We start from the raw sequence: 25,981 nt of genomic DNA on the forward strand, positions 1-25,981 counted from the left end.
TCCAATTTTAGATGAGTATAACCTAGCCCACGTAGAAAAGAGACCCGAATATGCCGTGAACGCGGCGCGTAATAACGAATGAATACTAGGTACAGACGTGAAAGAAAATTTTTATAAATACGCGATATACACTGTTTTTTCAGCGGCTACTTTGTTCTCCGCTTTTTTAGTCACCTCAGACAATGTTTCCCCTTTCACCACCCAAGCGACACTGCATCGTAATGTCGCAACCATTGCGCCGGAGGTATCTGGTGTGATTACGGATGTGATGGTGAATAACGGTGAATTGGTTGAAAAAGGTCAGCCACTGTTTGCTATCGATGCCAGCAGCTACCAATTGAAAGTGGCACAAGCCAAAGCCGAACTGCGCCAAGCACGTGAATCAGATTCCGCGAAATGGCAACAATTGGCAGCAGCGAAACAAACCCAAAGCCAACGCGAGTTCGAATACCACAACGCGAAGCAAAAACTGACGCGTAACCAAAAACTGCGCAACAAAGGGCTGGCAACTGAGCAAGAACTTGATGACGCGATCACCAATACACAAGTCGCCAGCAGCGCGGTTGAAGCAGCGAACGCAGAAGTGAAACGCATTGAGGCAGAGCTTTCTACTCAAGACCGTACAGCGGCTATTGAATTGGCAGAAGCAAAACTTGCCAGTGCGGAGCTCGACTTAAGCCATACCCAAATCGTGGCGCAAACTGAAGGCGTGGTAACGAACTTGCAACTGCAATCAGGCAGCTACATCACACAAGGCACAGCTTCGTTGCTGCTGGTGGACGAAGCTCATGCGTGGATCAGTGCGGACTTCAACGAAAAAGGCATTGATAAGCTAACTAATGGTCGCGAAGTGTTGGTGTCCTTCGATGCGCTACCAGGCAAAGTATTTACTGGTGAAGTCAGCAGCCAAGAGCGTGCGATTTACGATACCAACAATGCTAATGGGCAGCTTTCTAGCGTGACCAATGATACTCGTTGGATCCGTGAGCAACAGAAAGTGCGTACTCGCATTACAGTTAACGAGTTGGATCCTTCTATGATTTCTGGTTCACGAGCAAGTGTGATCGTTGAAAGCGGCAATCCAATCATGGATGTCATTGGCTCAGCTTGGATTCACTTGGTAGCGATGTTCCGCTACATCTACTAGGGGGTGAACCATGTGGACCTTCGAAAGCCTGTTTCAAAGTCGTTCTGAGCGTAATGAAGCACTGCGTGTCGCCCTTACTGTGACAATTTGTATGGTGCTGGGCAAACTGCTGAACCTTGATTCTCCAGTTTATCTGGCGCTGTACCCAACCATCATCATGACCAAGAACAAAGACTATTCTTGGCTTGGTCTGCTTCGCACCTTGCTACCTACGTTATTAGCAGCAAGTGCAGCATTAGTGGTAACTGAAGTGTTTTCGCAGCATCCGTTTGTGGTGTGGACCATTAGCTTGTTCTTCTTCGACTTTATGCGCCGCAGAGCGACCACGCCGCCGAAGAAAGGTCAGATGCTAATGCCAACCTTCAACTGGATTCTGATTGTGGTGTTTGCTCAGCATACCACCATGGACATGCCAATGCGCATTCATGAAATCCTGCTATCGATGCTGATTACCATGGTCGTCGCAAAAACCATGGTGACTCTGTTCCCTGTTGAACGTGGCGGCAAACCACCAGCATTTGAAGAAGAGCCTGTTACGTTTGAGAACCGAGCGATTTCACTCGCGTTGATTGGTCTTGGTGTGGCGTTCTTAATGATTGTCGACATCATCTCAGCAACGTTTTGTTTGGTGCCAGTGATTGCCGCCGCAACACAAACCACACACAAAAGCTTTATCGACGTGGTTGACCGCCGTTTTCAAACTCAGGTGGGCGGCTGTGCATTAGCTGTAGTGTTCACCTTACTAATGGCTGGGCATCAGTCCACGTTCGGTTACTACACCATCGTATTGGGTCTGCTTGCCTTTATGATTACCGCATCAATGGCAAAAGCAAAAGGTCCAGCCAAAGACGTTCATGCTGATGCATTATTGGCGACCATGCTGCCGATTCAGCTGTACATGACCAGCAGCGAACTGGGCTTGGAAAGCACCTTCCTCCGAGCTTGGGAGCTCACCGTGACTTTGTTTGTGCTGTGGGCGTTGTACCATTTCACGCACAAACCAGAAAAAGCCCAGGCCTAATCATGCCATCGCCTTAAGTGCTCAATACTTAAGGCGAATCTGCTCATTTCATTGCGCTGTCTGTACCAATTTCCATTTCAACCTTATAAAAAGTGTGGCGCAAAACCTCAGCCTGGTGTATTTATCCTTCCCACGACTTTCCAAGTCAGCTTACCCATAACAGGCGGCGTCGCACACTCCTCTCTTGCACACCTTTGCGTGGTGTCTGTTATTTCCAAATTGGATTCTTAGCATCGGAATAGTTTGAGCTCGCAGAGTTCTGGTTGTTTTCGCCCCGCGTTGGGGCGTTTTTAGGTTGTAGAAGATGAACAAGCGTTTCTTCCCTAGGATTGATTTGCCATTGCTGATGGCGATCATTCCGATCATGCTATTGAGTTCACTCACTCTCTGGAGTGCCAGTGGATTTAATGAAGCTATGCTATTTAAGCACCTCGCTCGATGCGGTTTGACGCTGGTGTGTATTTTGGTCATGTCGTCGATTCCTGCGTCCAGTTATCAACGTTCAGCGCCTTATTTGTATCTGGTTGCGGTTTCGCTCTTGGCTGCCGTTGCACTGTTTGGTGATAGCACCAATGGCTCACAGCGCTGGCTTGATATTGGCTTCTTCCGCTTTCAACCCTCTGAGCTGATCAAGCTCTCCATTCCCATTATGATCGCGTGGATGCTGCATCTAGAAGGTGGGCGACCAGACATTCGAAAAATTGCTTTCTGTTTGCTGATCACCTTTGTGCCTGCGGGCTTGATTGCCTTACAACCAGACTTGGACGGCGCTATCTTCACCGTGATTTACGCGTTGTTTGTACTGTTCTTTGCAGGCATGAGCTGGAAGATCATTGGCGGCTTTTTGGTGAGCATTCTAACGCTGGCACCAATACTTTGGTTCTTTGTGATGGAAGCGTATCAAAAGAGCCGTGTAACGCAGTTCTTGCATCCAGAGTCGGATCCACTGGGTTCAGGCTACCAAATCATCCAATCATTGATTGCGATTGGTTCTGGCGGCATGAAAGGTAAAGGCTGGATGAATGCTACTCAAGGTACGTTAGGGTTTATTCCAGAGAGCCATACCGACTTCATCTTTTCGACCTACGCAGAAGAATGGGGATTTATTGGTTGTGTGGTGTTGTTAGCGTTGTATTTATTCATTACGGCGCGTGTGATGCTGCTAGCGTGCCAATCTGAGCATTTCTTCAGTCGCTTAGTGAGTGGCGCATTGGCGATGAGCTTCTTCCTTTATGCCTTCATCAACACCGGCATGGTAAGTGGCTTGTTACCAGTAATGGGCAGTCCACTGCCGTTCTTTAGCTACGGCGGTACGGCGATGCTGACTCAAGGCATCTGTTTTGGCGTGATCATGTCGCTGTGTTATTCCAAGTACCGAAACACCTAAACGCTAGCCACAATAAAAAAGACAAACAAAACGATCAAAAAAGGCTTCCCTCGGGAAGCCTTTTTTACAACTAATGAACCGAATTATAGTTCGCCGTTGTGGTATACCTGTTGAACGTCGTCACAGTCATCTAGAAGGTCTAGGAACTTCTGGAATTTCTCTGCGTCTTCGCCTGTTACTGGCGTGTTCGTTTGCGGTACGAATGTGATTTCTTCAACGTCGATCGTTAGATCTGGGAATGCACCGTTAAGCGCAGTTTTTGTTTTGAAGAACTCTGTGTGAGGTGCGAATACAGTGATAACACCATCTTCTAGCTCAACGTCAGTAACGTCCACATCTTCCATCATCAGCGTTTCTAGGATGATTTCATCATCTTCGCCTTTGAACTGGAATACAGCTTGGTGATCGAACATGTGAGAAACAGAACCTTCAACACCAATTTTCGCACCCACTTTAACAAAGCATTGGCGAACGTCTTGGAATGTACGGTTACCGTTGTCTGTTAGACAGTCTACGATCACGCTTGTGCCGCCAGGACCAAAGCCTTCGTAACGTGCTGGAGTGTAGTCTTCACCACCGCCGCCGTTCGCTTTGTCGATCGCTTTATCGATAACGTGTGCAGGAACTTGGTCTTTTTTCGCTTTTGCGATCAGGTGCTTCAGAGACAAGTTCATGTCTGGATCACCACCACCGTTTTTCGCGCACATGTAAATTTCTTTACCGTATTTGGAATAAACTTTAATTTTTGCGCCTGCAGTTTTCGCCATAGAGGCTTTGCGCACTTCAAAACTTCTTCCCATCGGGATGTCTCTCTAAATTCAAATTTAATGCGAAGGATTTTAGCAAAGAGTGAACAGTTTTACCTTTCACCTTGCAAAGGAATGGGGAGGAAACCTCATTCGCCGCTGTGGTTTACACCAGAGCCACGGTTCGCTTTATGCGACACCCATTACTCGTTTGTACTTATCGACCGCCTGTTGAAAAAACACTTTCTCGTCAGCGTCGTTAATCTTAGACAGCTGTTCGTCTATTACCTCAGGACCAGATTTCGCTTCTTTAAGCTTCCAAACCAAAAACGACGCTTGTTTATCAAGCTCGACTTTGTTTTTCTCGTCAGGCGGCAACAGGGATAGATTGAACGACATTCACAGCCTCAAGGTACTTTAATAAATACTAGCCGCGCACTATAGCACACAGATTTGACTTTTAAGAAGTGAAACGCACTTTACTTGATCAATTTCAAGTTGCATGTTTTGGATTCGATCGTGTTTGCAAGGAGTCTGGTAGATATCGCTCAAAGATTTGCTGTAACCGTTCTTTCGTCACCGGCTTAGCAACAAACTCATTCATACCAACATCAAAACAGCGCTTTTGATCTTCCTTGATGACATTCGCACTCAAAGCAATGATCGGCACTTGCTGTCCCCACTCGTCCATCTTGCGAATGTTTTCAGTGGCAATAAATCCATCCATCACTGGCATTTGACAGTCCATCAATATCAAATCGAATTTATGCGCTTGGCATTGCTGGAGCGCTTCTTCACCGTGTTCGGCAACATTCACCTGCATTCCGAGTTTTTCTAGCATCATGCGTACCACTTTCTGGTTCACTGCCGTGTCTTCCACCACCAGAATCCAAGGTTTCCCCTCGTCTTTGGCTGAGTTAATACACTCAGAAGTGATGGCATTACTCTCACCATTCGGAAAATCGAACACATTTGGTGTCTGAGGAGAAATAGCCTTTTCACTGACGATATTGAGTGGAATAGTAAATTCAAAACAACTGCCTAGACCGGGTTCACTGGTCAGACGGATTTCTCCGCCCATCACTTCGACCAAACTACTGCAAATCGCTAAACCCAAACCAGTACCGCCGTACTTACGAGTGGTACTGCCATCAGCTTGCTGAAACTTCTCAAACACCGCTTGTTGGTTCTCTTTGGCAATCCCAATACCCGAGTCCACAACACGAAAATGCACGCTGGCAACACCCTCTTCTCGGCTCACCTGCGACACCATTAACTTAACATGCCCGCGCTCTGTGAACTTCACCGCGTTACTGAGCAGATTGCTTAACACTTGTTTGAGTCTGCCAACATCCCCTTCGACTTCTAAAGGTAACTGAGGGTCGATATCACAAACCAGTTGAAGACCTTTTTGCTGCGCTTTGACAGTATGAAGACGCCCGACCTCGTGAAGTAAATCGAGTAGATTGTAGGTCGTGGTTTCTAACTCAATCTTACCCGCTTCAATTTTGGAAAAGTCGAGGATGTCGTCGATGATGACCATCAACGAGTTGGAAGAGCTGTTAATGATAGAAACGAAATCTTTTTGTTGATCATCGAGTTTGGTATCTCCGAGCAACGAAGCGATACCGATAATCCCGTTCATTGGCGTACGAATTTCATGGCTCATGGTGGCAAGAAACTCGCTTTTCTTACGGTTTGCCACTTCAGCTTTGTCACGCGCCTCTTCGATTTCAGCTTGGTGTTCTTTCACACGCTCAACACTTCGGTTGTATTTGCGTTCCAACAAACTCACTTCATCAAAGAACCAACGTTTTGGCAATGTCACTTTACTAGGTACATGACCGCCACTGAAATCGCTCACCGCTCCGGAGAGCAACTCTAGTGGTTTCACCATCAAACGAAATGCCACCCATAAAACACCAATGATGAGTAAGAAGATCTTGATCGCTTCCGCGATCACGAGAAAAAAGAAGGTTTGCCATAACCCTTGATAGATCGGGCTAAGATCTGATTGCACCGTCACTTCGGCAAGATCATAAATTTTCGTCCCCATTTCGTATTTCAACGGCCATTGACGCTCGATCCGATCTTCCGTTAATGCGCTACCTAGTTCGAAGATCACTTCATCTGGGGTGGCAATTCTTAGATAGTCCACAGAGGGTAGGCGCATTGCGCCTTCAGCCTGAGTGCGTAACAGTTCTCTATCTTCAACCCACAAACTGGCAGAGAAACTGGAAAGGTAGCTGGTTTTTACCTGTTCAAGTTCTACATCTAGGCGAGCGAGATCATCGTTGAAATCACGATAAAGGCTGATCGAAGAGATGATCACGGTAAAGATTAAACTCAACGCAAAAATCGCCAGCATCAATTGATTTCCGATACTAAATCGGCGTTGAGCTCGCTCTTTTATCTCCATATGAAATCGCTCCCTTAAACTTGCGCTACTATAAATATAGTCACGTCACGACAATAATCGAGGTTAGGATGAAAGGACTCTTACGTACATTAGGCTTTAGTTTTATGGCCTTAAGCTCATACTCTATAGCAAGCGAAGTGAATTATTACGTAATTGCTGAGCAAGCCCGCCCATTTCAAATAGAGCAGCAAGGAGAGCAACACTCTGGAATTGTAACTGATATCGTCAGTGCCATCTTTGCGGAATCCGATTACGAAGTGAAATACCACACCTACCCATTCAAGCGCATGATTTCGGTACTCGAAGCGGGCGGCGAGGAAAACTGGGTCACTTATGGCAGCCCGAATTGGGGGAAAGTGCAATCGGAAAACCTCTCTGAACAGCCTATTTACACTGTAAAACACGTACTCGTGTCCAGCAGCAAAGCGCCATTCAAATTTAGCGATATGCAGCATATGCAAGGTCGTTCTATCGTGCTGCTGCTTGGCTTCGATTATCCTAACCTTAGCCCATTCTTTGAAAACGGTACCGTCAATGAAATGCGCGTCAAAGACTACGACGCTGCTTATCGCGTTCTGCAACGTACTCCTGGTGATACCGCCTTCGTCGAAATGGAATCGCGCGTGGTATACAACATCAAACGCCTAGAGTTGCCAATGGGAGACTTCCAGATCCAATCTTTCAGTTCAATCATCCCTGACTACTCCATTTATTTGGCTTTCTCTCCAGAGATGAATCCAAAAGTACAAAGCTTCATCAATAAACGCTTAGCGGAGCTTAAAAATTCAGGAAAAATCGACGACATCATCAAAAAATACATCTAGTCACTCACGCCTTAGCAATCATAAAAAACCGCCAGCTTGTATGAGCTGGCGGTTTTATTTTTATTTCATATCTGCAACTAATCTTGTTCGAGCGCTTAATCTTGTTCAACAAATTTGGGGTCGAACATGTGGCCGAGCTTATTGGCTTTGGTTTGCAGATAATGTTGGTTATGCGGGTTATTGCCCTCTTGCAGTGGCACTCTTTCTATCACGTTGATGTTCACCTTCTTCAGCGCTGCAAGCTTACGTGGATTGTTGGTCATCAAACGTACTTCATCGATTCCAAGATGCTCCAGCATCCCTTTGCAAAACGCGTAGTCACGCATATCTGCGGCAAAGCCAAGACGTTCATTGGCTTCGACCGTGTCTGCGCCTTCGTCTTGCAAGTGATACGCACGAATCTTGTTGATTAAGCCAATCCCCCTGCCCTCTTGGCGCAGATAAAGCAACACACCGCAGCCTTCTTCGACAATGTTTTGCAATGCACGGTTAAGCTGGAAGCCGCAATCACAACGCGTACTGAACAGCGCATCACCAGTTAAGCATTCTGAATGCAGGCGAATCAGCGGCGCTTTAGTGTTTGCAGGGTCGCCATACACCAAGGCGAGATGTTCTTTTCCTGTCGCGTTCTCGATAAAACCATGCATGATAAACGTGCCCCATTGAGTTGGCAGTTTGGCTTTATCGACAAAGCGAACCAGACTATATGGCTCTACATGTTTTAGTTCAGCACGTACGTTCATCAGAATCTCCCCTAAATGGTTTTCACCAGAGCCATCACCGCCATCGCCCCAGAAGGCATCTTTGTGCGAATGTTCGGTAAGACAGGCGTTTCCTGTCTGCATCAACTGTTTGGCAAGCTGAGGGTTTTGCAAAAACTTCTCACGGACGATAAACGCCATCACAGAAAGTTTGTCGTTATCCCAATCTTCTCGGACTAGGTGCTGATACTTGCGGCTTAAAGCAAAGGCTTCGTCGGGGCTTTTCGCTAAGAGGATTTTGTTTTGCAGTTTAAGGTCACTGAATTTTTGAGCTTGATAATAATGTTCGCTGGTGGGCCAAGATTGGGTGGAAACTTTGATTGGAGCTTGGCAAAAGTTGGAGAGAAAACCGTGGGATTCATCGGGCTCATAGAAAAGGATCTGATCAACCATAATCGTACTCCTGACGTTGCTGTTTAATAGTCAACAAAAAGCATATTGCTATTGATATAAGCTTTAGTAACGCAGGGTAAGAAAGTCAAATAATTGGTTGTAAATCAGAAAAATGAAAAGGGCAGCCCTATGACTACCCCATGGTTTTTATACCGCAGTGTGAGAATTAGTGAATTAAGCCAAGTTCCCTTGCTTCTTCGATGCTCAAGCCGCTTTCACGGATTTCTCGAAGTGCTTCAATACGACGTCTTGCTTCGGCAGACTTCACGGTTTTCTCGGGTCTCACAACGGCTTCTTCTTCTGGGAGTTCCCATTTGTGAGCGATGTTGCTCATCTCTTCATGGTCGATAGAATTAATGGACATATTTCCTCCGAACACACCATGTTTTCGATGGGTAATCTATAGCAAACCCCCAATGCAGAGGTAAGAAAAACAGTGGGGAAATGTGACCCCTTTCGACCTTTCATTAACTCTTTAATAGATTCATCATTTAGTTTTTGCAAACCACGTTTTTAGCGTTTAGATTTGAAGAATTCCCCCTACGAAAAGTGAGCTGATCCAGCTCTCATTTTTCCTTCATAAATTCACACTTCCATAACGGAAAAAAATCTTTTTATTACACTCAACTTTCGAGTCACTTCACTGATTAGACGGTTTTATCTTTCGCAAACCTTACACACCTGATAATGATAATAATTATCTTTTGTATTGGTAAGGTGTAATTATGAGTGAACTTAACCTGAACCAGGCATTCCACTCTGATCCTGTTATTCAGATCAGAGACTTATGCGTGGACTACATCACTGATAACGGTGACTTCAATGCTGTTAAATCAGTGAGCTTTGATATTGGCAAGGGCGAAATATTTGGTCTGGCTGGAGAATCTGGCTGCGGCAAAAGTACCATTGCTTTCTCTATCAACCGTCTACACAAGCCGCCCGCGTTTATCTCTGGTGGACAAATTCTATTTGAAGGCAGAGACATCCTTCGCCTACCTGATAATGAGCTAAATACGCTACGCTGGAGCGAGATTGCGATGGTGTTCCAAAGTGCCATGAACTCGCTGAATCCGGTACTCACGGTTCAGGAACAATTTGCCGACGTATTACGCCACCACAAAGGGTTAACCAACGAGCAAGCCAAAGACCGCGCAGAGAAGCTTCTCGACTTGGTCAACATTCCAAGAAACCGTCTGAGCGAATATCCACATCAGTTCTCCGGAGGTATGCGTCAGCGCTTGGTGATCGCAATAGCCTTATCCCTCAACCCAAAGCTGATCATCATGGATGAGCCAACCACAGCACTTGATGTAGTGGTTCAACGCGAAATCTTGCAGCAAATCTATCAGTTGCGTGACGAATTTGGTTTCTCTGTGCTCTTTATTACCCACGATTTAGCGCTCATGAGCCAATTGTGCGACCGCATTGCCATCATGCGCCACGGCAAGATTGTCGAAGTGAATAGTTCATACGAAATCCGCAATCATCCTCAACATGAATACACCCAAAAGCTATGGGCTTCATTCCCAAATATCCACGATGTACACAAACAACCGCAAACGGAAGGAGCACCAGCATGAGTGAACCGATCATCCAAATGAAAAACGTGATCAAGGAATTCAAAGTCGGTGGTGGTTTTGCCAAAGAAGAAACCTTCCGCGCGCTTCAGGGCGTGAGTTTTGATCTTTATGCAGGAAAGACCCTTGCTCTGGTAGGCGAGTCTGGTTGTGGGAAAAGTACCTGTGCTCGATTAATTACCAAAGTGTATCCAGCCAGTGATGGTGAAATCCTATTTAACGGGAAAAACGTCAACGATATTACCGCTCGCGCTGAGATTCAGGATTATCGCAGCAAGGTCCAAATGGTGTTTCAAGACCCGTTTGGCTCTTTAAACCCAACCCATACAATTCGTCATCACTTAACTCGCCCACTGAAGATTCATAAGCAGGTGAAGAGTGACAAAGAAATCCCAGCCAAGCTGTTAGAACTGCTGGATTTGGTCGAGCTGCCAGAGGAAACTCTGAACAAGTTCCCTCATGAACTTAGTGGCGGTCAACGTCAACGCGTCAATCTCGCGCGAGCTCTGGCGGTAGGCTCACAACTTATCCTTGCCGATGAGCCAACATCGATGCTGGATGTGTCGATTCGTTTGGGTGTGCTCAACCTAATGCAGCGCATGAAGAAAGAGCTTGGAATCGGATTTCTGTATATCACTCACGACCTTGCAACCGCACATTACATCGCCGAAGAAACCGCAGTAATGTACAAAGGACAGATCGTGGAGTGGGGAGACACTCAAGCGATCTTAAAGAACCCACAGCATCCGTACACTAAGTTGTTGATCTCTGCGGTGCCAGATCCTGATCTGCCGTTTGGCAACCTAGTGGAAAGTGAACCAAACTATTCAGTAGATGCCGATGAGATCCGTAATCGCAGCAGTGTTATCGTTGAAGAATTCGATCAAATCGGACCAAACCACTTTGTAAAACAATGGACTGAGGCAGCTTAATGAATTTGATGACCTGGCAAGATCATATTTCAGATTGGTACGATAATCGGAAGCATGATCAAGTAGAAAGATTAGAAGCGATCTTATATCAAGCACCTGTTTCTGTATTTGGTCCAGAATTAACGGACGAACAGAGTAAAGCCATCGCTTGTTGGCTAGATGGCTGCCTAAGAGTCTTTCAATACGCTAGGCATCACGACCATAAAAAAGCGTTTCAAATCCTACAGTACACCAGTGCAAAGCTAGAACACGCGGCTTGCCAACCGATGACCGATCTTCTAATCAAGGATTGGTGCCTCAAACGATTGCAACATTTGACCGTTCTGGCGTTGGAGTTTTGCAATCAACAGCACGATCAAAATGAGTGGCAGCAACAAGCAAGCAGCTTGATCGAGTCACACGTTGCGTTGATGCGATCGTTAAATTGGAATGAAACTAGGAAGCATGATCAAGGATTACGTCATTAATCCGGAAAGATGATCAAGGTTGCTTGTTTGTTCCGAATGGATTTTGTGGATACAAAAGACAGGAATTTTAGATAAAAAAAAGCGAGTTTCTTGAGGAGAAACTCGCGAAGTCTATTCAGAATGAATGTAACAATATGAGCCAATCTATTAATCATCAGAAAGGACAAAAGGTTGTCTATTCGGGATAAATCTTAGTCTGCGCTCAGCGTTGCAATGTCAGTGGTTTGTAAGAGTTAAGTCTGATTTCCATCAGTGCAATTCATTGTTACATTCTGAATCAATTACTCATGCTTATCACTCGATAAGTATCCGCTTGGTTGATATCAGATCGCCATCTCATCAAGTGCTCTGAATACCATTTCATCCATATGACCTTCAAAGATCTGACGGCATACCTTACGACGGACAGCTAAGCCCGCAATTAAACGTTCAATGGTGAGATGTTTGACATCATTTTGGCTATTAAACAGTTCGACTGTCTTACTTAATGTCTCGTATGGAAGCGGTGCATCCCCTACTCTCAAGAAATCAAGCTTCTCAATGAAGTCAGAACACTCTTCTTTGATCGAGGCATACGAATGCCCTGTCATCGCCGATAAAGCCGTTATACTGCGTTCTAGAGCCTCTGGAGAGGTATATTTAGATAGAGTTATGGTTATCTCGTCAGCATTGATCTCTACCAAGTGCTTTTTCTGTTTCACTCGGCGACCTAAATTGCCACGTGGAGACGGGGCTTTACGCTGAATAGGCTCAAATTCGCCGTCTATGATACCTGAGAGCTCATCTAGCTGCTGCCTGGTCACCATCTCATTGCGAAGTGGGTTTGGCAGTGTAGGCGCCATATTGCGCTTTCCTGCGTTGGTTGTACGAGCACGAGAATAACGCAGCACCTCTTCCACATCGCATTTGATGTCGATTTGGTAATCCATCACCTTGTCGTTTTCGATCATCGCTTCGATCGTCAAGTGATATCCCCAAAGATTCACAACAAAATGATCATCGCTCCCGGCCCCTTCCGATAGTCGTTTTAATTCACGGATCAGATCCATGGAGAAACGACGCCACTCAATATTGCGCGCTAATTTCTGGTTCAATTCGCTCAGCAACATGCAGTCCGTATGTCTACGTACCATGCGGCTACGGAAGAATGAATACAGTTGGAACACCAAAGTGTGCTGCTTCAGAATTTCTGGTGGGAACAGGAAGAAATAATCTCGCGTAAGCAGTTCTTCGTAGAAGGATGGTTCCCAAACCAAGATATACAGATTTGGTTTAATACGAATTTCGCCATCAGCGCCTTCTGTTGGAGCCTCCTCCGATGCCGTGATAGTACGCGCTAAGAAACGGAAACGGTCACTCTTGAAGCCTTCAGGCATGTTCTCGCTAAGCCAACGCCCTGTCAGCTCATGCAATTGAAAATCGGTAAACTCGATACGATCGATGCTGTCACGAATGGAATCTCGTGCCGGACCGCTGTCTTTTTTGCCACGTAACGACAGAATATCAGTAATGTACAGAGGAGTTTTGTTTGGAACATGCGCCGCATCCATGTGGTACTGATCTTTGTGATGATCATGGTACTGCACCGTTAGAGTAAACAGAGCAAACAAAGTCATCAGATCATCTACCGTCATGATATTTTTAGACGATCGAGTTTCAATCACCGCTTTTGTGCCAGAGATCGACACCATGGATTTTTGATAACTTTTTCGAGTACGCGGTGGCGCGAGAGCTTGGTCGATGATCCCTGCCCAATTGGTTGGTGAAACAACAAATTGATCCGCTTCATCTTTCATCATCGGCGGAGTATTTAAACCATGTTCGTTCAGTAAACGTTTATTCACTTGAGTTTGTGCTAGCGCTTTAGAACGTTTTTGCTTTTCGTTTTGACGAACTTTTTCAGTTACTAAGCTGGTGGCACCTAGGGCTGAAATAAGTTGATTCGGGTTAACGAACTTATGCAGCATGGTTTTACCCGCGAGACCTTCTTCAAAACGCACTGGTGTTTGAGTAAACAAACCAATGTTAACGGCAGCACGCAGGCGCTGTTGTAATGCCGCTCTGGTCAATTGACCGTCTGTTGCTTCAACAATTTCAGTTGTAGATACCAAACCATCTTTGCTGCTGAACCCTCTTAAAGAGATCAGATTAAGTAACTCCAAGATGCTTTTGGTTACCCCTTTGAAGTGTTGGTATTGCTCTACCCAATCTGCAGAAGATTCGTGTACCTCAAAAAGGTGCCCATCCTTATGGCTTCTTGGCGCTTTAATCAGAATTTTTTCATCAGCCGTCATTTTAGATCCAGATCACACTAGCCGTAGTTTTGCTATGGTTCCGAAGGATAAAGAAAAACAGATCATAAATAAAGAAAAAATCTTGGGTTTTTAAATAACTGATCTTTCTGATTATTCTGATCTTAATTGATTATATGATCTAATGATCTAATGATTTTTGGCTCTGTAAGTTTTTGTTTTATAATGATATTTAAAAGTTCATTAACGGAACTATGATCATGATTATATCGAAACGATGATCAACATGAGCCGGAAAGCATGATCACAAAACGTCGTAAGCATGATCATTAAGTTTCTGAAAAGATGATCAAAACAGCCTTGAAACGATGATCATGATGTTTGTACAACTTATCCACAGATCCTAGCGGTTCAAATGGAAAACTTTCGGTTTCTGCATATTGAAACATTGTCATTTTACACTCGGATCGATGATCAAGAGAGAGGTTTTTTATCGTTCTGTTCATTGAGTTGGATATTATTTGCGCATGTGATGAAAACTTACTCTACTTTGCTGGTTGTGCCTCTTATTAATGATTAGCGTTAATTAAACGGAAGCATGATCATCAGATGAGTTTCTACATTTTGCATTCGCTTTGTTTTCATCGTTCCGTGATTTTATATTCGTTTTTGCCTCTATCCCCCAGTCTGTCTGCATTCTTCCGTAAATTAGCTTGAGAATTACATGCTTCCGAGTGGTTAATTCACTTGATCATTTTTCCGGTAAATTGATCCGTTTGAAAAAACGAGCTGCAATGTAAATGATGCGTTGATTTCCTTGATCATGCTTTCGATTTTGGTGTGAGTACCGGAAGTATGATCAAGAACTCCCCTTGATCATACTTCCGCTTCATTTCACTTAAATATACGTTCTAACGTACTGGATGCATGATCAAGGTGTGGTTTTTTTCCATTTCTTTAAAGAGACACTGAAAATCATCCAACATAAGATTCATCTCACACTATCCGTAATTTAGCGTTGTTTTATAATCGTTCCGAGATTAATGCTATTTACATTGTAAATAAGTGACAGTGTGACATTTTAAATCTAGTCGAGTTGGAAGCACTTTATTCGCAGGGTTTTGATTAAATTTTGTGATGTTTTGATGGTGAAATCATAAAACTGGCGTTTGTGAGTGTTTTTTATGTGATGGTCATTCAAAATGCTTGTGCACCTTTTTGTTGTTTTTGTGTTGTAGTGCTGTACAATGAAATGCAGATATCCTTCCAACGGAATTTGGCATGAAAAGAGAAACAACGATTGAAAATCTCCAGGAATTAGCAGAGCTGACGCAACAAGTTCAAGCTGACCGTATTGAGATTGTTTTGGAAGAGCGTAGTGACAACTACTTCCCACCAATGTCTAAGGCAATGATGGAAACCCGCTCTGGTTTAACTCGTCGTAAACTAGACGATGCTATCGGCAAGATGGAAGCGGAAGGTCATCAATTTACAAAGAATAATGCTAACCATTATTCAATCACGCTTGAAGAAGCGCACATGCTAATGGATGCGGCGGAAGTGCCAAAATTCCATGAACGCAAAAAGAATTCTGAAAATAAACCATGGATCATCAACGTACAAAACCAAAAGGGTGGTACGGGTAAATCGATGACCGCGGTTCATTTGGCGGCGTGTCTGGCTCTAAACCTAGATAAACGCTACCGTATTTGTTTGATTGACCTTGACCCTCAAGGCTCTCTGCGTCTGTTTTTGAACCCACAAATTAGCGTGGCAGAACACGACAACATCTATTCTGCTGTCGATATCATGTTGGGTAACGTGCCTGATGGTGTTGAAATTGATCGTGAATTCCTTCACAAGAACGTACTGTTGCCGACGCAATATCCGAACTTGAAGTCGATTTCTGCTTTCCCAGAAGACGCAATGTTCAACGCAGAAGCGTGGCAAACACTCTCTGAAGACCCATCGCTAGATATCGTTCGTCTGCTGAAAGAGCAGTTGATTGACAAGATCGCGAATGACTTCGACGTAATTATGATTGATACCGGTCCACACGTTGACCCGCTAGTATGGAACGCAATGTACGCATCGAACGCGCTATTGATTCCTTGTGCGGCGAAGCGTCTTGACTGGGCTTCGACAGTAAACTTCTTCCAACACCTACCGACGGTTTATGAGATGTTCCCTGAAGATTGGAACGGTCTTGAGTTTGTTCGTCTTATGCCTACTATGTTTGAAGACGACAACAAGAAGCAAGTTTCTGTTCTAACTGAAATGAACTATCTTCTAGGTGACCAAGTTATGATGGCTACCATTCCTCGCAGTCGTGCATTCGAAACCTGTGCTGATACCTACAGCACTGTGTTTGACTTAACCATAGGCGACTTCGAAGGTGGTAAGAAAACACTCGCAACTGCACAAGATGCGGTACACAAGAGTGCATTAGAACTAGAGCGCGTACTGCACTCTAACTGGCCGTCATTGAATCAGGGGTAATGAATAAATGGCATTGAAAACGTCTGAATTAAACGCGAAATTATTTGGTAAAACCAATAAGCGTCGTGTTGCGACACCTCAAGAAGCGCAAACGGCGGCAAAAGACAAAGCACAAACTATCGAACTAGCAGTCGCTGGTGAGAGTACTGTGCAATTTGAATTGGTACGAATCCCTGCGGATAAAGTGGCGACAGACACGAGCGTATTTGCAGAAAACGCTCGTGAGCAATCTTTCCTAAACGAGCACGCTTTATCGGATGTGTTGGTGACGTTGAAAGAACGTGGTCAACAATATCCAGCAGTTGGTCGTCGCACGCAAGATGGCAAGATTGAAGTATTAGATGGTAGCCGCCGTCGTATGTCTTGTATCTTAGCGGGTCAAGATTTCTTGGTTTACGTTGGTGACGGCATCAACACAGACCACGCGAAATTCCTTTCTGATGTTGCAAACGCGCACAAGCCACTGTCTCTCTACGAGAAAGGTAAAGAGATGCAGGCGAAGTTAGAAAGCGGCGAAGCAGAAGACCAAAAAGCACTGGCAAAAATGTTCCAGTGCAGCGAAGCATTGGTGAGTGGTGCGTTAAAAGCGGCGGCATTGCCTTTAGAGCTTCTTCAAGCGTACCCGAATGTTGGCGATTTAGGTCGTCCAACGATAGTGAAGCTGCACAAGCAATTCTCATCGCTAACCGGTGAACAGCAACAAAATCTGCTGGATAAATGCCGTACGTCTGAAGGCTACCTGTGGCAACGTAGCACAGCTCAAGGTGTTGCTCGTCTGACAAAAGAAGTGACAGAAAGCATTGAAAGCTGGATTGCAGAATTAGCACCTGCGAAGCCAGCTAAGAAAGCTGAAAAAGTTGATCTTGTTAAAGGGCGTGCAAGCTACAGCCGCAAAGGCAATAACCTTGCTCTTAACTTGAAGAAAGTTGACGACAGCTTGATGGAAGAAATTCTTGCTTTCGTTGAGAGTAAAATGAAGTAAATATATTCTTCTTTGAAACCGCCTTCGGGCGGTTTTTTTATGTCTGCAATTTGGCAAAGTCTCCGTGAATCGAGATGTGATAACATGGCGTCAGTTTAATGCTCGGATATACGTAATGCTCGCTCAATCTGAATTCCTTTCTCAACTTCAAACTCAATCTCATGATGCGTTTCAACGTCGTGGCGTGGCTATCTATGGTGAGCCCGAATGGCAAGATGCGCTAATTGCTGACTTTTACAAACATCAATCGGATCAGACTTGGTTCTGTGTTGGTGATTGGTCCCTTGAACGGGCTTTTTGTGTGTCTGGCAAACAAGGCAATATGTTGCTTGGTCGTGAGTGCGATGTTTTATTGTTTGATGCGAGAAAAGGCGTCGATGCCAACAGTTTTACCGCTGCTCTTGGGGCTTTAGTTGGCGGTGGATTGCTGCTTGTTATCGCCAATAAACAAGAGCAACCAAGCGAAGCTGATTTGTGGATGCAAATGCATTGGCAAAAACTGACTGTGATAGACCAGAGTCTTCCGTTGCCGACACTATCGAGCGTACAATTTGGCGCGAAGGAAAACCAGTTTGAGCAACAAACTGAAGCGGTAGCATTAGTTGAGAAAGTAGTAACGGGACACCGCAAGCGTCCATTGGTGTTGACTGCTGACCGTGGTCGTGGAAAAACCAGCGCTTTAGGTATCGCTTGTGCACAGCTTCTTAAGCAAAAGACGCTGCGTATCTTAGTTACCGCACCAAGCATTAAAGCTGTTGAACCCCTCTATCAGCATGCATTGCGATTACTTTCAACAGCGCAACGAGTTAAGAAAGATCGATTGGAAGTAGGGCAGGGGTACATCCAATTTATTGCCCCAGACGAGCTGCTTTCGTCTATGCCGGAATGTGACTTGTTGTTAGTGGATGAAGCTGCGGCGATCCCTGTACCAATGCTCAAGCAAATTACGGAACATTATCATCGTTTGGTTTTTTCGAGCACGATACATGGTTATGAAGGGTGTGGTCGAGGGTTTACGCTTAAGTTTATTGAGTGGTTGAAAGAACAAAGACCAGGAATGAAAAGCCACCACCTTCAACAGCCTATCCGTTGGAGTACAAATGACAATCTAGAGTCGTGGCTGTATGAGACGTTTTTGTTGAATGCAGAGCTTGAACCGTTTGAGCGAATAGAGCTTGGTGAAATTGCATTGATCAATCTCCGTAAGTCCGAGCTGATTTCTAATCCTTCCGTATTGAAAACGTGCTTTGCGCTATTGGTCAACGCGCATTATCAAACGGCGCCTAATGATTTACTTCACTTGCTGCAAGATGAAAACAGTCAGGTTTATGTTGCTCAGTACCAAGGTCAAATCGCCGGTGTGATTTTAACCGTGGAAGAAGGTAACTTTGCCGAAATTCTAATTAAAGATATCCAGCTTGGCAAGCGTCGTCCAAAAGGGCATTTAGCTCCCATTACCATTATTAACCAGCTTGGTTACTCAGAAGTCGGCGCGCTTTCTACATTACGTGTGATGCGTATCGCTGTTCATCCAGAGTTGCAAGGGCGAGGAATTGGTCAACATATGTTGTCATTGCTGGAGCAATCAACGCCATCTCACATTTCCTATTTGTCCACCAGCTTTGGTGCAACGGAAGAACTCATAAAGTTCTGGCAACGCTCGGGCTATGAGTCGATTCGACTTGGAACGATGCGTGACGCTGCGAGTGGCTGCTATTCACTTTTGATGGTTCGCAATTGTAACGCCCAACAGCAGTCTTGGATTGAAGAGTCTAAGCATCTATTTGAAGAATTATTGTCGTTGAGTGCTTCTGCGATTTATCCACGACTTGAGCCGAGTTTAATGCGTACGTTGTTATCCCAACCAATTCAAGCTGTCTCGTTGAATAAGGCGAAGCTCACTTTGGTGGAGTGCTATGCTCAAGGTGGTAATAGCTTTGAATCTGTGTCGACATGGCTTCAACAATGGTTACTTCAATTTGGTTTGGTTGATGTTTCTGATCTGCTGATCAGTAAGTCACTCTTAAACAAAGATTGGAATGAGTGCGCAAAGCAATTTGGATTGGCGGGACGTAAGCAAATCGAAGCTGAGATACGCAAAGAGCTTCAAGCTTTAATCGCTAAATTTACAGTGTAAAACGATACGCGGTTTTGTAATTTACACTGTAAAGTGGAATAGATAGGAATTTAGATAGAGGAGAGAGTTTACACTGTAAATTCTCTCCTTTGTTTTTCAGGCTGGCTAGAACGAAAAATTGATAGGAAGAGTTAGTGTCAAGCGAGCGCCTTTGACACTTGAAGGTGGTTTTACTAACGGTTGCGCTCGTCCTACAAGCTCAATCGCTTCTTTATCTAATGATGCTGTTCCTGAGCTTTTTACGAGTTCTACATCGAGAACATTTCCCTCCCTGTCCATGGTAAAGCGAATCACTGGCATCCCTTTCTTCTTAAGTCGACGTGCTTGCCTTGGATAGCGTTTTTCTCGTTCTAGGTGTGCATGCAGAGCTTGTTGCCAACTTACCTTTGCCGCTCGTCCTGCTTCGGATTGCTGACCCTGCCTTAGTGCGCTGATTTGTTTGGATTCACGTTTCGTCTCCAAGCTAGGTTTTGAACTGGCGGCTTGATTGATTTCAGGTTGTTTTTTCTTTGGCTGCTTTTCTGGTTCTGGTTCTGGTTCTGGTTCTGGTTCTGGTTCTGGTTCTGGTTCTGGTTCTGGTTCTGGTTTTGATCTGTTCGGTTTTGGTTTCTCTGTTTTTATTGGCTTTTCAGTGTTTGCAGCAATCGTGCTCGGTTGTTTGGATTTGACTAAAGCTGGAGACTGCTCTTGTTCGGGCTTATGTTTTACGGATTGCTCTTGACGGGCTTGTTGAATTAACTCTTCTTGTTGCACTGTACTTTCAACCGCTTTCACCGTGTTTTTTGGGGCAGCCATTGGTGCTACGATACTCACTGTAATCGGTATCGCTTGTGGCGGAGAGGAAAAGTCATACTCAGGTGTCCACATGTAAGCGATGGCTATTAAGGCGTGAAGAGAGGCGCTCAGTAGTATAGCCGTTAAAACAAAACGTTTTTTTCTATAGCTATAACGAAAAGATGGTCCCGCTAGAGCACTCATTGTGGCGCTCCCGACGCTTGCTCTACACCAACTAATGCAATTTGGTTGTAGCCGCTAGCGACCATTTCATTCATCACTTTCATTAAATCTTGATAACTCAGAGATTTGTCAGCTCGAAGAAATATCCGAGTGTCTGGTTCAACCTCGGCTTGTATTAGGGCTTGCTTCAAATCGGCAAGCGAAGTCTCGTGCTTTTCTCCCACAACTAAGGTTAGGTCTTTTTGAATCGTGAGATAAACTGGTTTATCAGGTTGAGGCTGAGGCTCTGCAGATGACGTCGGCAAATCGACTGCAACGTTGACTGTCGCTAATGGGGCGGCAACCATCACTATGATTAAGAGCACCAACATGACGTCAACCAGAGGTGTCACGTTGATCTCATGATTCTCAACCATATCATCGCTGTCTGAGGCTGGCTTAAATCCCATGGCTTAACCCACCTTCTTTAGCACTGTGTCGTTGTGTTCTTGGTGAGATTGCATTCGCTTTTGATCCAAATCTCGGCTAACCAAGATCATCAATGCTACGGAGACATCGGCGAGTTGCGCTTTGTAGCCAGAAATTTTACGTGTGAAGTAGTTATAGATGACCACTGCTGGAATTGCTGCCACTAAACCAATTGCCGTGGCAAGGAGGGCTTCTGCGATCCCCGGAGCGACCACCACTAGCGTCGTGTTCTGAGATTTTGCGATTCCGATGAAAGCATTCATGATGCCCCAAACTGTGCCGAACAATCCAACGAAAGGACCGACGGAGCCGATGGTTGCGAGGATGCCGGTCAGTGAAGTCATGCTTCTCCCTAATTCAGCTTGCACTCTTTCTAAGCGCAGTTGTACGCGTTCTTTAATGCCATTTTCTGAAGCAGAGCCTAGAGAAGAGAGTTGCAATTCATGCTGCGTTGCTGAAATTAGTGAGGATTCTACGCCTTTAAAAGGCTGAGTGGTCTGTTTGGCATTTTCCAATGACTCTGCATCAACAAGCTCAGTAAGTAGTTTTTGTGTGCGTCGTGTTGCTTTCATCAGTTGTACTTGTTTAAAAAGAAAAACTGCCCAAGTCAAAATGGATGCGGCAAGCAGTGAGAGCATCACTCCCTTTACCACCCAATCAGCAGCGTGGTACATACCCATTGGGGATAAATCGTGGGTGATGAGCGGGTTAGAAGGTGGTGCTATTTGTGTTTCGGTGACTGAGTTATTTATAGAAGTACCAGTTGACTCAGTTGCAGAAGAAGAAAGGGGAAGAAGTGCCAGACTAAAAGATGCCGACACTAGGAGAAAAAAACGCTTATTCATTATCCATTGCTCGTTGTGAAAATGACTGATGGCGCAAATAACCTTTTCGCGCCTGCTCTATCCACTACACCGAATGAAGTAACGAAATCCGTAAAATAAATTTAAATATTTGGGTCAATTTACACTGTAAAGCATGTTTGCCGTGATTTTAGAGTCAAAAACGCTTTTCAAATTTTACGCTCACCTCATTTTGCTGATAGGTGTACAGCCAATCAACGTTGCTGTTTACCCGTTTATGAGTCCACTCTAGAATGGGTGTCAACGTCCAAAAAACCAACTTTGGAGAGGAAAATGTGACAGTATAGTTTTGCTCTGTGTCTCTTCTCTTTGCATCGAGTAGGGCGTTATATCCCTCGTATTGCCTTTCTCGCAGTGATGCAAACAGGTTAGCGTCAAGCCAACCTTCGACGCTTTTCACGACTCCGATTCGACCACCATAGAGCTGGTAAGCATGTACATCTTGATCATTTTGTTTATGCGTCCAGTCTATGCCACCGAATGCGAGCCATTGTTGTGGCAACTGGTGCCAATAGTTGATGCTGGCATTCCATTGCCAATCTGATTGATAGTCGAGCTTTGTTGGACGGTAATCTTGGTATTCGCCTTTTAGTTCCCATCTCAATGCGCTTTTCGAGTCTAAGCTATGGAATCCATTCAACTTTAGACCTGTTGACCAATACAAACTCTTATCCGCGTATGTGCTGTACTCGATCAACGGCGCAACCAAGATACTATGACGCTGGTCTTGAAAGCTGTAACCAAAGCTAACATTCGCTGTTTGCTCGTTGTATTCACTGTGATTGTTGTAACGAGAACCATACGTCAGCGCTTGCAAACTCATACCATGATGACCTTTGAAGCTAATGCGCTTATTCGCACTTGCGTTAAAAGTTAACCCTGCTGCTCTCTGTTTTTCCGGTGTTACTCGATCAAATAAACACTTTCCTGTCTCATGACGGACTAAGCAAGTATAGGTTTCTGAGCTGCTATTGAGATTGTCATTGAAAGTTGGACCAAAACTGATCGCACCTTGCCATGCATCTCTGTGCTCTAGTGCTGATATAAAGGCATTGAGAGTACGTCTGACACCATCAGCCCTTGGGTTATCAGTAGGGAGAGTAGATTTGATTTGTGAGAAAAGGGTGTGTGCGTCTTGGTTTTTCTTACGCTCAAACAAAACGCGAGCAAGCTCTAACTGAGCGGGAAGAAAATTCGGATTTAACGATAAAAGCGATCGGTATTCTGCCTCTGCATCACTTAAACGACCTAAATAGCGTGATAGACCGCCTTGGGCATAATGGATAAGTAAAGGATCTGCATAGGGTGAAGATTGATACTGGTTCAATAGTACTTCTACTTGTGACCATTGCTTTCCTTTAACTGCTAGGTAAAGCGCTTGCCCTAAGTTGTCGTTGCTTTGATCTGACGAGCTTTGTTCCTGAGCTTGCTTCGACCTCAGTAATTCGAGTTCTTTTTCTTCTTGCAGGAGACGCTTTTCTTTTTCTTGTGCTGATAGCGCATCTCTTTGCTGAATGCGAAGATTCGTATCTTGGTCATTGGCTACAACGGGAAAAGAAAACAACGGCACTAACAGGGATGTCAGAGCGATGGTGTAAGAGGTTCTAACCGCCATAAATATTCCATATAAAAAGAAGCAGCACGGGCTGCTTCTTGGTTATCACTCATTGAATCGAGAGTTATTTTTTCTCGCCGCCAAAAGCAGTGTCTAGATCGCTATTGTTGGTAAAGGTGGCGATACCAGCCAAGCCAGCTGCATTCGCACCAAAGAAGTGACCTTGAGAAGCGCCATTCGTGGTTGTGCCATTCTGTACAGCTTGAGCAGTACCATTAAATGCTGCGGTTGCTGCATTAATCGTTGCGTCTACACTTACAGTTAGGTTGCTATTGTTGATTGAACCGTCTAGCGTTTTGGCTCCGAAATCAGCGTTAAACGTACCTGAAAGTTTGTTTGCGCCAGAGAACTTGTTAATACCAGTAATGTTGTAGGTCGCCTTGCCGCTGGTTGGTACAGTCGTTCCTGCATCATTACCGACGTAGTAAACGGTACGGTTGTTAAACTCAGAATCTTTCTTACCTTCGTACCATTCTCCAAACCACACATCTTGATTCGCTACTTGGACAAAACTGTAAAAATTGTCTTGAAAATGTTTGCTGCCTGATGTGTGAACACCATTTCGCTCGTCATCAAAAATACCACCAGCTAGACCTTCAAAGTCCACTCGTTTGCCACCTGTTTTACCGATGCCTGCATTGCCTTTAGAGTGAATAAATGGGACCCAAACTTCTGATTCTCCTACTTGACGAAGCGAATCATCACTGATCGCGCCATCAAATCCTGCATGAACAAGTGGGCTTAGACCAATCATTGCTGCTGCAATCCATGAAAGTTGAAGTGGTTTCATTGTCTCTTCCTTTTGTTGATTGAAATAGTTAAAGAAAGAGACCATGCCAGTGCATCCGGTGCGCGCGACAGATGACTAACGCGGTCTCATTTAGTACACCGAAATAGGAGACAAAACCCGTAAATAAGTTTGTGATTTTTTAAATTGTTAGCGAATAAAAAACAAAACGCCCACAACTGTGGGCGTTTTTGATAGCTGCTTGTGTTTTAACGGCTGGTAAATTCAATCGTTGTGGAAATTCTTTCAACCATACTAAAGTCATTAGGACCGTTAAGACTCCAGCTGAAGCCCATTGAGGCTTTTGCCACTTTGCCGTTGGTCGGTGGACTTTGTAGTTGGAAGGTTAAGCTGTCACCAGCGGGGATAACAATAATGACATCGTTATCTTGAAGGTCTTTACTAAAGTAGCTTTGAGAACCAACTAATATCCTTGGTGTTACATCGTCGTTGCTACTACTAAGCGTATACTTTCCGAGAGTAATGGTGACTGGCTTTCCTACTGCTTCAAAAGTATAGCTATCGAGAGTGTAATAGTTAGGAATAGGACCCGTATCGGATGTTTTATCGATGACGTCATTTTGCTTGTGAGGCAGTCGCAAAGGAGTGGGATCTGAGCCGCGTGTGAGTTTGGTGTGCGGTTGGGATTCAGAAATCGCTCTTACTCTAACTCCCACAGAATGGCTGTCTGAAAACTCGCCATCATTTACGGTTAAACTGACGACGTAATCCCCGGAGATATCTGGCGAAAATGAAGTTAGCACAGCATAAGGATCATCGATGACGGCGGATGAGCCGTTTGGTTTTTTAGTGAAGTGCCATTCATAAGTGAGTACATCGCCGTTGGCATCACCACTGGGTGTGCCATTCAATGGGACACTCATGTTATCAAGAACCCAAAACATTGAACCATCTACCTCCGCATGTGGAGGGACATTTTTATAAAAAAAGGAAGCGGTGGTCGTAGCGGAAGCTTCAGAAAAGCCATCGAATGCAGTCACTTTAACCACATAATTTCCCTCCGTATCAGCCTTGATTGAGTTGAAATCATATACAGTCGATTTCGCTATAGAGTAATTGCTGCCTTGTGGGTGGGACAACACTTCCCATGTAAACGACAATTTATCGCCATCAATATCTTGAGGTCTTGTGTTTAGGTTAATTTGCTGAGTTAGGTTACCGGTGTACTTATCTTTGGTAAATTTAATCGTTGGTGGTGTATTTTCGTCTTCCCTGATGACTTCTATCTTTACTTGGTTAGGGCGGCTGTCTGTTTTGCCATCGTTAACCACCAATTCTACAAGGTAAGTGCCCAATAAGTCTGGTTCAAAGCGCGGAGTTCTGGATTCTGGATTAATGAGCTCCGCCTTACTCTTGAAGGGTTTCGATACCATTTTCCAAGAGAAGGCTATTGAGTCTTGATCGTAGTCGACGCTACCCGTGCCATCGAGATGCACCACTTTTTCACTCAGCTTTACATGTTGATTGATCCCAGCTATCGCAATAGGGGGGTGATTGTTAGGCGTTTGGGGTTCAGAGGCATCATTCCCACCGCCACCATTACAACCATTAAGAAGTAATAATAGCAATGGTGTGAGAGTATATTTCGAGCTTAGACTCATCTTAGTTCATCCTAATTGATTAGAAGCGCGGTCCATAACGCGGCGCGGTAAAAGAAAGGCTTTATCTGATACACCGAATGAGATTTGAATATCCGTAAAAAAGCGCGGAGAGACCGCGCTTTTTT

22 protein-coding genes are annotated in these 25,981 nt (G+C 44.7%); 10 read left to right on the forward strand and 12 right to left on the reverse strand.

The features are described from left to right. Window positions 1-97 precede the first annotated feature (97 nt). From MHO32_RS08860 to rodA, 3 genes are all read left to right on the forward strand, one after another. A complete protein-coding gene (locus MHO32_RS08860; protein ID WP_239211263.1) occupies window positions 98-1,147 on the forward strand; it encodes an HlyD family secretion protein in 1,050 nt (349 codons plus the stop codon). Between the two features lie 10 nt (window positions 1,148-1,157). Next, the gene (locus MHO32_RS08865) at window positions 1,158-2,168 is read left to right on the forward strand and encodes a DUF2955 domain-containing protein (RefSeq protein WP_005448864.1); all 1,011 of its coding nucleotides are present in this window, start codon (window positions 1,158-1,160) and stop codon (window positions 2,166-2,168) included. A 304-nt stretch (window positions 2,169-2,472) separates the two neighbouring features. Then, window positions 2,473-3,555 carry a rod shape-determining protein RodA gene (rodA, locus tag MHO32_RS08870; RefSeq protein WP_005428884.1) on the forward strand — a complete coding sequence of 361 codons (1,083 nt, stop codon included), beginning with the start codon at window positions 2,473-2,475 and terminating at the stop codon, window positions 3,553-3,555. Window positions 3,556-3,638: 83 nt separating this feature from the next. On the opposite strand, the gene MHO32_RS08875 is transcribed toward rodA, so the two are convergent. The 3 genes from MHO32_RS08875 to MHO32_RS08885 form a co-directional block, all read right to left on the reverse strand. Continuing rightward, the gene (locus MHO32_RS08875) at window positions 3,639-4,355 is read right to left on the reverse strand and encodes a YebC/PmpR family DNA-binding transcriptional regulator (protein WP_017189799.1); all 717 of its coding nucleotides are present in this window, start codon (window positions 4,353-4,355) and stop codon (window positions 3,639-3,641) included. 135 nt (window positions 4,356-4,490) lie between these two features. Beyond that, window positions 4,491-4,700: a DUF3283 family protein gene (locus MHO32_RS08880; protein WP_005448858.1), complete on the reverse strand. Its 210-nt coding sequence runs from the start codon at window positions 4,698-4,700 to the stop codon at window positions 4,491-4,493. Window positions 4,701-4,794: 94 nt separating this feature from the next. Next, window positions 4,795-6,720 (reverse strand): ATP-binding protein, encoded by a 1,926-nt coding sequence (locus MHO32_RS08885; RefSeq protein ID WP_047514611.1) that lies wholly within the window; start codon window positions 6,718-6,720, stop codon window positions 4,795-4,797. 68 nt (window positions 6,721-6,788) lie between these two features. On the opposite strand from MHO32_RS08885, the gene MHO32_RS08890 reads away from it, so the two are divergent. Beyond that, complete coding sequence (locus MHO32_RS08890) at window positions 6,789-7,544, forward strand: substrate-binding periplasmic protein (RefSeq protein ID WP_239211266.1); 756 nt, start codon at window positions 6,789-6,791, stop codon at window positions 7,542-7,544. A 95-nt stretch (window positions 7,545-7,639) separates the two neighbouring features. On the opposite strand, the gene ribA is transcribed toward MHO32_RS08890, so the two are convergent. After that, window positions 7,640-8,698 (reverse strand): GTP cyclohydrolase II, encoded by a 1,059-nt coding sequence (gene ribA / locus MHO32_RS08895; protein ID WP_080992757.1) that lies wholly within the window; start codon window positions 8,696-8,698, stop codon window positions 7,640-7,642. A gap of 166 nt (window positions 8,699-8,864) precedes the next feature. Next, entirely contained in the window at window positions 8,865-9,062 is a 198-nt protein-coding gene (locus tag MHO32_RS08900) for a PA3496 family putative envelope integrity protein (protein ID WP_005448843.1), read from the reverse strand. Between the two features lie 361 nt (window positions 9,063-9,423). Here MHO32_RS08900 and MHO32_RS08905 point away from each other — a divergent pair, with 361 nt between their 5' ends. Genes MHO32_RS08905 through MHO32_RS08915 form a run of 3 tightly spaced genes read left to right on the forward strand, consistent with a single transcriptional unit; the run spans window position 9,424 to window position 11,674 of the window. Then, the gene (locus tag MHO32_RS08905) at window positions 9,424-10,278 is read left to right on the forward strand and encodes an ABC transporter ATP-binding protein (RefSeq protein WP_038898413.1); all 855 of its coding nucleotides are present in this window, start codon (window positions 9,424-9,426) and stop codon (window positions 10,276-10,278) included. Further along, window positions 10,275-11,207: an ATP-binding cassette domain-containing protein gene (locus MHO32_RS08910; RefSeq protein WP_029790507.1), complete on the forward strand. Its 933-nt coding sequence runs from the start codon at window positions 10,275-10,277 to the stop codon at window positions 11,205-11,207. The genes MHO32_RS08905 and MHO32_RS08910 overlap by 4 nt, the downstream gene beginning before the upstream one ends. Continuing rightward, entirely contained in the window at window positions 11,207-11,674 is a 468-nt protein-coding gene (locus MHO32_RS08915; RefSeq protein ID WP_239211269.1) for a transcriptional regulator, read from the forward strand. The genes MHO32_RS08910 and MHO32_RS08915 overlap by 1 nt, the downstream gene beginning before the upstream one ends. A gap of 323 nt (window positions 11,675-11,997) precedes the next feature. On the opposite strand, the gene MHO32_RS08920 is transcribed toward MHO32_RS08915, so the two are convergent. Beyond that, window positions 11,998-13,968 (reverse strand): replication initiator protein RctB domain-containing protein, encoded by a 1,971-nt coding sequence (locus MHO32_RS08920; protein ID WP_005448836.1) that lies wholly within the window; start codon window positions 13,966-13,968, stop codon window positions 11,998-12,000. Between the two features lie 1,239 nt (window positions 13,969-15,207). Here MHO32_RS08920 and MHO32_RS08925 point away from each other — a divergent pair. The 3 genes from MHO32_RS08925 to MHO32_RS08935 all read left to right on the forward strand — a co-directional run bounded on the left by MHO32_RS08925 (window position 15,208) and on the right by MHO32_RS08935 (window position 19,544). Continuing rightward, window positions 15,208-16,425, forward strand: a complete 1,218-nt coding sequence (locus tag MHO32_RS08925; RefSeq protein WP_005448834.1) for an AAA family ATPase — start codon at window positions 15,208-15,210, stop codon at window positions 16,423-16,425. 7 nt (window positions 16,426-16,432) lie between these two features. Continuing rightward, entirely contained in the window at window positions 16,433-17,407 is a 975-nt protein-coding gene (locus MHO32_RS08930) for a ParB/RepB/Spo0J family partition protein (RefSeq protein WP_050908191.1), read from the forward strand. 115 nt (window positions 17,408-17,522) lie between these two features. After that, a complete protein-coding gene (locus tag MHO32_RS08935) occupies window positions 17,523-19,544 on the forward strand; it encodes a GNAT family N-acetyltransferase (RefSeq protein WP_239211274.1) in 2,022 nt (673 codons plus the stop codon). 105 nt (window positions 19,545-19,649) lie between these two features. Here MHO32_RS08935 and MHO32_RS08940 read toward each other — a convergent pair whose 3' ends face one another. The 6 genes from MHO32_RS08940 to MHO32_RS08965 all read right to left on the reverse strand — a co-directional run bounded on the left by MHO32_RS08940 (window position 19,650) and on the right by MHO32_RS08965 (window position 25,856). Further along, entirely contained in the window at window positions 19,650-20,522 is an 873-nt protein-coding gene (locus tag MHO32_RS08940) for an energy transducer TonB (RefSeq protein ID WP_239211277.1), read from the reverse strand. Next, window positions 20,519-20,950 carry a TonB system transport protein ExbD gene (gene exbD / locus MHO32_RS08945; protein ID WP_009699148.1) on the reverse strand — a complete coding sequence of 144 codons (432 nt, stop codon included), beginning with the start codon at window positions 20,948-20,950 and terminating at the stop codon, window positions 20,519-20,521. Before exbD ends, MHO32_RS08940 begins: the two co-directional genes overlap by 4 nt. A gap of 3 nt (window positions 20,951-20,953) precedes the next feature. After that, entirely contained in the window at window positions 20,954-21,814 is an 861-nt protein-coding gene (gene exbB, locus MHO32_RS08950; RefSeq protein ID WP_017818307.1) for a tonB-system energizer ExbB, read from the reverse strand. 154 nt (window positions 21,815-21,968) lie between these two features. Further along, window positions 21,969-23,447, reverse strand: coding sequence for a porin family protein (locus tag MHO32_RS08955; protein ID WP_239211281.1), 1,479 nt, complete (start codon window positions 23,445-23,447; stop codon window positions 21,969-21,971). A 64-nt stretch (window positions 23,448-23,511) separates the two neighbouring features. After that, window positions 23,512-24,237, reverse strand: coding sequence for a Slam-dependent surface lipoprotein (locus MHO32_RS08960; protein ID WP_005450033.1), 726 nt, complete (start codon window positions 24,235-24,237; stop codon window positions 23,512-23,514). A 206-nt stretch (window positions 24,238-24,443) separates the two neighbouring features. Then, complete coding sequence (locus MHO32_RS08965) at window positions 24,444-25,856, reverse strand: PKD domain-containing protein (protein WP_239211284.1); 1,413 nt, start codon at window positions 25,854-25,856, stop codon at window positions 24,444-24,446. Between the last annotated feature and the right edge of the window lie 125 nt (window positions 25,857-25,981).

This window comes from Vibrio sp. MMH1-50 (assembly GCF_022347645.1).
Classification (GTDB): Bacteria; Pseudomonadota; Gammaproteobacteria; order Enterobacterales; family Vibrionaceae; genus Vibrio; species Vibrio harveyi.